The organism is Gaiella sp. (genome assembly GCF_039915195.1).
Classification (GTDB): domain Bacteria; phylum Actinomycetota; class Thermoleophilia; order Gaiellales; family Gaiellaceae; genus Gaiella.
Map to the genome: position 1 here is coordinate 1 of NZ_JBDSNT010000076.1, position 8563 is coordinate 8563.

The 8563-nt window shown below is 66.6% G+C and carries 7 protein-coding genes; 2 read left to right on the forward strand and 5 right to left on the reverse strand.

Features of this window, described 5'->3' with window-relative positions; all coding sequences use genetic code 11:
* The 3 genes from ABIR74_RS07830 to ABIR74_RS07840 all read right to left on the reverse strand — a co-directional run.
* Window positions 1–858, reverse strand: an 858-nt coding sequence (locus tag ABIR74_RS07830; protein ID WP_348176773.1) for a DUF255 domain-containing protein, incomplete at its 3' end; no start/stop codon positions are given.
* Window positions 855–1736, reverse strand: a complete 882-nt coding sequence (locus tag ABIR74_RS07835; RefSeq protein ID WP_348176775.1) for a sugar nucleotide-binding protein — start codon at window positions 1734–1736, stop codon at window positions 855–857. The genes ABIR74_RS07835 and ABIR74_RS07830, both read right to left, overlap by 4 nt.
* 109 nt (window positions 1737–1845) lie before the next feature.
* Complete coding sequence (locus ABIR74_RS07840; RefSeq protein ID WP_348176777.1) at window positions 1846–2454, reverse strand: DedA family protein; 609 nt, start codon at window positions 2452–2454, stop codon at window positions 1846–1848.
* A gap of 41 nt (window positions 2455–2495) precedes the next feature.
* Between ABIR74_RS07840 and ABIR74_RS07845 the strand changes: the two genes are divergently transcribed.
* Together ABIR74_RS07845 and ABIR74_RS07850 are read left to right on the forward strand one after the other, a co-directional pair.
* Entirely contained in the window at window positions 2496–3692 is a 1197-nt protein-coding gene (locus ABIR74_RS07845) for a CoA transferase (protein WP_348176779.1), read from the forward strand.
* Window positions 3689–5101, forward strand: a complete 1413-nt coding sequence (locus tag ABIR74_RS07850) for an NAD-dependent malic enzyme (protein WP_348176781.1) — start codon at window positions 3689–3691, stop codon at window positions 5099–5101. The genes ABIR74_RS07845 and ABIR74_RS07850 overlap by 4 nt, the downstream gene beginning before the upstream one ends.
* Window positions 5102–5126: 25 nt before the next feature.
* Here ABIR74_RS07850 and ABIR74_RS07855 read toward each other — a convergent pair whose 3' ends face one another.
* Together ABIR74_RS07855 and ABIR74_RS07860 are read right to left on the reverse strand one after the other, a co-directional pair.
* Window positions 5127–7931 (reverse strand): FtsX-like permease family protein, encoded by a 2805-nt coding sequence (locus ABIR74_RS07855; protein ID WP_348176783.1) that lies wholly within the window; start codon window positions 7929–7931, stop codon window positions 5127–5129.
* The coding region (locus ABIR74_RS07860) for an ABC transporter ATP-binding protein (protein WP_348176785.1) at window positions 7928–8563 on the reverse strand (636 nt) is incomplete at its 5' end. The genes ABIR74_RS07860 and ABIR74_RS07855, both read right to left, overlap by 4 nt.

Genomic DNA, 8563 nt, shown 5'->3' on the forward strand with positions numbered 1-8563 from the left:
GCGATAGCGCGCCTCGCCCGTGACGACCCAGGCATGGAGGTACGCAGGCGCGAGCAGTGCGTTGTCGTAGAGCATCTTCTCGAAGTGCGGCACGAGCCAGCGGTCGTCGACCGAGTAGCGGTGGAAACCGCCTCCGACGAGGTCGTACATGCCTCCGGAAGCCATCGCGTCGAGCGTCTTCGTGACCATCCCGAGCGCCTCGGGCGACTCCCTCCGTAGGAGGAACTCGAGCGTCGAGGCGGGCGGGAACTTCGGCGCGCGGCCGAAGCCGCCGTTTGTGCGGTCGAACGTGCGGGCAATCCCCTGCTCGGCCTCGTCGAGCAGCGTGGCCGTGAGCGGCCCGGAGGACGGCTCGAGCCGCGCCGAGCGCCCCACCGCCTCGACGAGCCGCTTCGCCTGTTCGACGAGATCGTCGCGCTGCGCCTTCCACGCCTCGGCGACGGCGAGCAGCAGTTGCGTGAACGACGGCATGCCGTGGCGCGGCTCCGGCGGGAAGTACGTTCCGGCGTAGAACGGCTCTCCTGCAGGCGTGAGGAACACCGTCATCGGCCAGCCGCCCTGCCCCGTCATCGAGACGGTCGCGTCCATATAGAGCGCGTCCACGTCGGGGCGCTCCTCGCGGTCGACCTTGACGTTGACGAAATGCTCGTTCATCACCGACGCCGTCGTCGCGCTCTCGAACGACTCGTGCGCCATCACGTGGCACCAGTGGCAGGCGCTGTAGCCGATCGAGAGCAGGATCGGGCGGTCTTCGCTGCTCGCCCTCTCGAGCGCCTCGGCACCCCACGGGTACCAGTCGACCGGGTTGGCCGCATGCTGGAGAAGGTACGGACTCGTTTCGGTGGCGAGGCGATTCATGCGAACACCGCGCGCACGCCCCGGAGTTCTGACCGCAGTAGCGATACCGCGCGCGTTGAGTCGAGCGTGCAGTCAAGCGGTCGGCCGGGCGGTGCCTCGGCGCGGCGGACTGCGTGACCAACAATGAGCTCCGCGAGCTCGGCCCGAGAGACCGCGTCACCGCCTGCAACGTTGAGCGGCCCGGAGACATCAAGGCTGGCCAGCTCGAGGAGCGCGGCCGCAAGGTCGCCGACCTGGATGGGCGAGCGGATCTCGTTTTCGTAGAATGTCGCCGACGAGTCGTGGGCGACGAGCTCGTGTTTCGAGGGCACATGCCCCGGCCCGCCGACGATCAGCGACGTACGGACGAGCACAGCATCGGGCGCGATGCCGAGAACGCGCTCCTCGGCATCGGCCTTCATCTGACCGTAGTCCGTACACGGGGATGGCATGTCCTCCTCGAGGTAGGCTCCGCCCTTGCGGCCGTCGAAGACGACATCGCTCGACAGATGCACGAGACGCGCACCGACGTCAACGACTGCCCGAGCGATGTTCTCTGATCCGTCGACCACGATCTCGCGGGCGCCGTCGCCGTCCTGACGGTAGGCGGTGTGAATCACGACATCGGGACGGACGCGCTCGAGTAACGCGGCGACGGCTTCCCGGTCGCGCACTTCGACTCGCCCTCGCGTAGCCGCGGGGGCAAGTCTCACCAGCTCGGTGCCGAGATATCCCGTCGCGCCGGTGACATGAACCCTCATCACGGAGACCGTACCCTCACCCGAGCCGATGTCGGATGCCTTTCCGGGACGGTTGTAGCCGAGCGCGGTCTCGTAGAGGGAGACGTCGATTAGTCGCGCGGATACGTGTCTCCCTGTGGCTGTTGCGGCGACCGCCACCGCAATCGTCCACGATACCGCGAGGGCGCTCGGAATCGGCAGAAGCCAGCGGCGACCCGATCGCGATGCTCAACCGTCAGGCGCGAGTGCCGAACGGGCATCTCGCCGCTCACTCGGGAATCGTGTCGACCTTCTTCTCTCGCCGTTTCCTGATCATCTCGATGATCAATGCCACGCCGAAGGCGATCCCGAGCCCGAGCAGCACGCCTTTCCATGGATGCTCCTCGAACTGCTTGCCCCCGAGGTAGCCGAGCATCGTTGCGTAGGTCGCCCAGATGCCGCCGGCAACGAGGTCGTAGCGGAAGAACCGGTGCCACGGCAGACCACGCGTGTAGCCCGCCGTGAACGTCACCGCAGTGCGCCCGAACGGGATGAACCGCGCGATGACGATAATGTAGCTCCCGCGCTCCTCGAGCTGCTGCTCCGCCCAGTCAAAGCCGCGGTGGGCCTTTGGATGCCTGAAGAGCCGCTTCACCGTGCGCTCACCGGCGAACTTGCCGATCCCGTACGAGATGTTGTCGCCCGTCACCGCGCCGGCCCAGGCAGCGAGGATCACGAGGAACACGTTGAGATCGCCCGTGCCGGCGAGGGTGCCGGCGACGATCACCATCGACTCGCTCGGGACGACGGGGAAGAACGCGTCGATCACGGCCACCGCGAAGATGGCGACGTAGCTCCAGTTGGAACCCGACACCCAGTCGACCATCATCTGGAACATGACTGCATCCTCGCAGAGACCGGACCGGCAATGATGGAGGCATGGCGCAAACCCCACTCGCAGGCAGGCGCGTCCTCGACGTAACGACGTCGATCGCAGGCCCTTACTGCGCCCAGATCCTCTCAGCGCTCGGCGCCGACGTCATCAAGGTCGAGCGCCCTGACACGGGCGACGACGGCCGAGCCTGGGGGCCGCCGTTCTGGAACGGCGAGGGGACGATGTTCCTGTCGGCGAACGCGGGCAAGCGCTCCCTCGCGCTGTCGCTGCGCGATCCACGCGGCCGCGAGGCGCTGCTGCGGCTCGTCGACGGCACCGACGTCTTCCTCCAGAGCCTGCGACCCGGTCTTGCAGAGGAGCTCGGGCTCGGCCCGGAAGTGCTGCGAGAACGGAACCCACGGCTCGTCTACTGCTCCGTCGGCGCGTACGGCCACAAGGGGCCGTTGCAGAAGGAGCCGGGCTACGACGCGCTCATGCAGGCCGCAGGCGGGCTGATCTCGATGACGGGAGAGCCGGGTCACGCCGGGGTCAGGGTCGGCTCCTCTCTGATCGACCAGGGCACGGGAACCTGGGCGGCGCTCGGAGTGCTCGCCGCACTGCTCGAGCGCGAGAAGACGGGCGAAGGGTCCGTGGTCGATGTCTCCCTCTACGAGACCGCGCTCGGCTACATCGGCTACCACCTCGCCGGTTACCTCGCGGATGGCACGGTCCCGCAGGGTCAGGGCACGCAGTTCCCGATGGTCGCGCCATACCAGGTCTTCCCGACGAGGGACGGCGAGCTGATGATCGCGGGCGGCAACGACCGCCTCTTCGCGTCGATCTGCGCCGTCGTCGGCCTCCCCGCGCTCGTCGACGATCCCCGTTTCCGGACGAACCGCGACCGGGTGATCAATCGCGACGAGCTCTGCGCGATCCTGGAGCAGCCGCTCCGGGAGTGCGACTCGGCCGACTGGCAGGCGCGCCTGTCCGAGGCGGGAGTGCCCGCCGCCGCGGTCGCCGATGTCGCCGATGTCGTCCACGCCCCGCAGACCGAGGCGCTCGAAATCCTGCAGCCCGTCCCTCACCCCACGATTCCCGACCTGAGGCTCACGGCACTGCCGGTCTCCTTCGATGGCGAACGGGCCTTGCACCGGTTCGCACCACCCGCCGTCGGTGAGCACACGTGCGAGATACTGGGAGAAGCAGGGTACGAAGCCGAAGAGATCGCGGCGCTTGCCGCCGAGGGAGTGATCCGAACATGAGCCATCTGTCAGCGTCGTTCAGCGCGACGCTCCGCGTCAGGCTTGCCGACGCACCGGGATCGTTCGCGCGACTCGCACGGGCGATCGGGGACGCAGGAGGCTCGTTCGGAGCTATCGATCTCGTGCGGGTCGACAAGGGCACGAAGATCCGCGATGTCACGGTCGAGGCTACCGATGCCGACCATCTCGCCCGCATCGTCGAGAGTGTTCGCAGCGTGGAAGGTATCGAGGTCGAGCGCGTCTCCGACCGGACGTTCCTGATGCACCTCGGGGGCAAGATCGAGATGCGCTCGAAGGTGCCGGTCAAGACGCGGGACGATCTCTCGATGGCGTACACGCCTGGTGTGGCGCGGATCTGCCAGGCGATCGCGGACGATCCCGAGTCGGCCTGGAACCTGACGATCAAGCAGAACTCGGTTGCCGTCGTGTCGGACGGCACCGCTGTTCTCGGCCTCGGTGACATCGGGCCGAAAGCGGCCATGCCCGTGATGGAGGGAAAGGCCCTGCTGTTCAAGGAATTCGGCGGAGTCGACGCGTGGCCGCTCTGCCTGGATACCAAGGACCCGGACGAGATCGTGGCGATCGTCAAGGCGATCGCACCGGGGTTCGGCGGCATCAACCTCGAGGACATCTCGGCGCCACGGTGCTTCGAGATCGAGCAACGGCTGCGCGCCGAACTCGACATCCCCGTCTTCCACGACGATCAGCACGGCACGGCGATCGTGGTTCTGGCGGCTCTCCTCAACGCACTCAAGGTCGTTGGAAAGCGGATCGAGGATGTCAAGGTCGTGACGACCGGGGTGGGGGCGGCAGGCGTCGCGGTCACCGACATCCTCCAGAACGCCGGCGTCCGGACCGTGATCGGCTGCGACCACGAGGGAGCGATCTATGACGGACGGGAGGGGCTGAACGCGATCAAGGCGGCGTACGCAAAGCGCACCAATCCCGGCCGTCTACGGGGCTCTGCCGACGATCTCCTGGCAGGGGCAGACGTCTACCTCGGACTGTCGATGCCGGGGGCGGTGTCTCGAACAGGGATCGAGCGAATGGCCGACGACGCGATCGTCTTCGCGATGGCAAACCCGACGCCCGAGATCGCACCGGAGGACTTGCCCCCGGGCAAGGTCGCCGTCGTCGCGACCGGCCGTTCCGACTACCCGAATCAGATCAACAATGTTCTCGCCTTCCCCGGAGTCTTTCGCGGAGCGCTCGACGTTCGCGCGAGCACGATCACCGAGGGCATGAAGGTCGCGGCCGGGCATGCAATCGCGTCCGTGATCACGGACGACGAGCTCGGAGCCGAGTACATCATCCCGAGCGTGTTCAACCGCGACGTCACGCTTCTCGTCGCGAGTGCCGTCGCCGAAGCGGCGGAGCGCGACGGCGTCGCACGGCGTTCACGCGGCTAGCCCCTGGCGGGAAGCGGTTCCCCAGCTACTCGTAGTGAAGAGCCTCGAGCGGGTTCAGCTTCGCGGCGCGACGTGCGGGCATGATCGCCGCGAGGATCCCGACGATGATTGCGACGATCGTGAGCACGGCGAGCTGTATCCACGGGACAGCAAAGCGCACATCGAACTCCGAGAGCGCCCGATTGACGAGTGCCGCGAGGAAGATCCCGAGCGGTAGACCGATCGCCGCACCGATAAGTGCCGTGATGATGCTCTCCTGCCGGATCATCCGCCGCACCTGCCGACGCGTCATTCCGATGGCGCGGAGCATCCCGATCTCGCGTGTGCGCTCGTAGACCGAAAGCACGAGCGTGTTGATCATGCCGAACACGCTGACGAACACAGCCAGTGTGAGCATGACGTACAGGAACGAGATGAACTCGTTGAAGTCGGCGTCCTCGCGGTCGATCCACTCCTCGCGGGTCTCGAGCTGGGTGTCGGGAAAGCCGGAGATCGCCTGCTCCATCTGCGCGCGGTTCTCCTTGGTCGGCTCGCCTGGAACGTTCGCCCACGTCCACCGGTTGCGGGGGCGGTCGTAGAGCCTGTCGAATAGTTCTGTCGAAACGTTAACGCTCTCGATCAGCGGGTAGAACGGTGGCGGGTCGAACGTCCCTACGACAGTGACCTTCGCGGACCGGTCAGCCGTCGAACGAAGGGTGAGAACGTCGCCGACGGAGATGTCGTGATCCTCGGCGTAGTTCGAGCTGACGATCGCCTTTGTCGTGCCGAGGGTGGCGAGCACCGAGTCGTCGCCCTCGCTCCAGTCGAAAACGTAGGCCTCCGCGATCGTGTCGGGCTCGATTCCGCCGACCTCGGTCGACACGTCGTTGACCAGGCCTCCATCGGAGCGCACACTCGTTACGACCTCTGGTACGGGAGAGGCTTCGAGCGCCTCGCCCGCAGCGGTAACGAACGGCGTGTACCCATCGAGCGAGGTCACGACGTAGTCGGCCGCGATCTGCTCCTCGATAGCTTCGCGGTTGGACGCCTTCATCCCGTTCGTCAGGGTCGCAATGAACGCGACGAGTGCGATGCCGATCATCAGGGCCGCCGCAGTAGCCGCCGTCCGGCTCGGATTCCTGCGGGCGTTCTCGCCGCCGGTGCGAGCGGCGACGCGATCCGGAACGACACCAGGGAACTCCGCTGGCCACTCTGGTTCCCAGGACGAGACAGCAGATCGCAGCCACATGACGAGAACGATGGGCAGCAGCAGCGGGTTGAGGAGCGCACCACCGACGAAGGCAACTACGCGGCGCACAACCGGTCCAGGCCCCCAGGCTCCGTAGCGCAGCAGCCAGTACGGGAGGAGCCAGAGCGGCCAGACGAGAACCGTGAAGACGAACGCTGCCCACCGGCCGATAGGACTGCCGATCGCGGCGAGTGGCCGCACGATATGCGACGCGAGGCTCGCCACGCCGAGGAAGAGCAGGACGACGCCCGCCGCGATCGAGAGCAGACGATCGCTCGTTCCGAGGTCGTCCGTGAACATCGCGCGGGCCAGGACAGCGAGCGCGACGACGATCACGAGCCCTCCGATCCACGGCACGAACGGCGCCAGCCGGGACTTCGGAAGGGTCGCACCTTCTCGGACAGCCGCAATCGGCGGCACCCGGGTCGCCTTGATCGCGGGAAACAAACCAGCCAACAGGGTGATGCCAACACCAACGGCGAGTGCGACGATCACGGTGCGGACTGCGAACACGCGGTCTGCCGTAGGCAACTCGACTCCGAGAGCGCGGAAGAGCCCTTCGATCCCTTCGGCTAGAAGGATGCCAAGACCGAGGCCGATGAGCGAAGCGAGCAGCCCGATGACGAGTGACTCGAGGATGACCGAGCCGAGAATCTGGCGCCGCGAGGCGCCGATCGTCCGCAGCGTTGCGAACTCGCGCGTGCGCTGGGCGACGGTGATGGAGAACGTGTTGAAGATGACGAATGCGCCCACGAAGAGCGCGATGCCGGCGAAGACCAGGAGGAAGTAGCGGAAGATGGCCGTGAACTCGTTGACCTCATCCACCGCCTCCGCTGCCTCCGCCGTGGCACTCACGACCGTCGCAGTGGCCGGAAGGACCGGCGCGATTGCAGCGACGAGCTCGTCCTCGGTCACACCCTCCTCGGCGGCGACGGAGATCGTGTCGTACTGACCCTCCCGCTCCAGCAGCACCTGCGCTGCCGCAACCGTGAACACCGCGAAGCTTGCATTCCCGAGGCTGTCGACGCTGCCGTAACGCGCGACGCCCACGAGCTTGAACGGACGCTTCGGCTGGAGCGTCGTAATTTCGACGGTGTCCCCGATCTGATATCCGCGGTCGTCCGCCGTTCCTGCGTCGATGACGACCTCGTTCGCAGACGCAGCCCACCGCCCCTCGAGAATGCTCAGAGGGTTGAACTGTGCGAGAGCCGGCGCGGTGTCGACGCCGAACCCGAACGTGGGCGCGCCCTCGGAGCTGACCGCCTCGCCTTCACTGTTCAGGATCTTCGTGTAGCGCTCGTCGATCACCGCCCCGGACGCGAGTGCGACCCCGTCGACTCCACGTACCGTCTCGAGGAGCGAGGCAGCGACGGGCGGCTTTGGCGGCGTCTCACCATCGATCGAGATGTCGAGCCCTTTTCCGGTGACGACAGCGTCTGTCCCGGCGTACGACTCGGTGAACAGCGTCGTGAAGGCACGGTCGATCGTGTCCGTGAGGATGTAGGTGCCGCTGATCATCGCGACCCCGAGGACAATCGCGATTGCGGTAAGAACCGCGCGGAGCTTGCGGCCCGCGAGTCCGCGGAGGGCGACCTTGATCACGCTGCCGCGACTTCTTCCATGACCCTGAGGATGTCGTGCTGGTTGGACTGACCGAGCTCACGCACGATCTCGCCGTCCGCGAGGAAGAGCACGCGATGCGCGACGGCGGCAGCGCGCGCGTCGTGTGTGACCATCACGATCGTCTGGCCGTACTCCTCGACCGAGCGGCGCAGGAGCTCGAGGATCTCGGCGCTCGTGGACGAATCGAGGTTTCCCGTCGGCTCGTCGGCGAAGAGGACTGTCGGCCGCGAGATGAGCGCACGCGCGATCGCGACACGCTGTTGCTGGCCACCCGAGAGCTCGGCCGGCCTGTGAGAAAGCCTGTCCTGCAACCCGACGTCGGACACGACCTTCTCGAACCATCCCTCGTCCGGCTTCGTACCGGCGATCGTCAACGGCAGGAGGATGTTCTCCTTCGCGTCGAGCATCGGGAGCAGGTTGAAGAACTGAAACACGAAACCGATATGCTCGCGCCGCAGCATCGTCAGGGCGTTGTCGCCCAGATTCGTGATCTCCGTTCCCGCGATGTCGACGGAGCCCGACGTCGGCTTGTCCAGACCCGCGAGGATATGCATGAGCGTCGACTTGCCGGAGCCGGACGGGCCCATCACGGCGGTCGACTTACCGGGCGC

What these genes read in the sequence shown, in the direction of transcription:
- ABIR74_RS07840 (WP_348176777.1), bottom strand. Translation starts at nt 2,454, where the DNA reads ATGTTCCAGATGATGGTCGACTGGGTGTCGGGTTCCAACTGGAGCTAC.
- ABIR74_RS07845 (WP_348176779.1), top strand. Translation starts at nt 2,496, where the DNA reads ATGGCGCAAACCCCACTCGCAGGCAGGCGCGTCCTCGACGTAACGACG.
- ABIR74_RS07850 (WP_348176781.1), top strand. Translation starts at nt 3,689, where the DNA reads ATGAGCCATCTGTCAGCGTCGTTCAGCGCGACGCTCCGCGTCAGGCTT.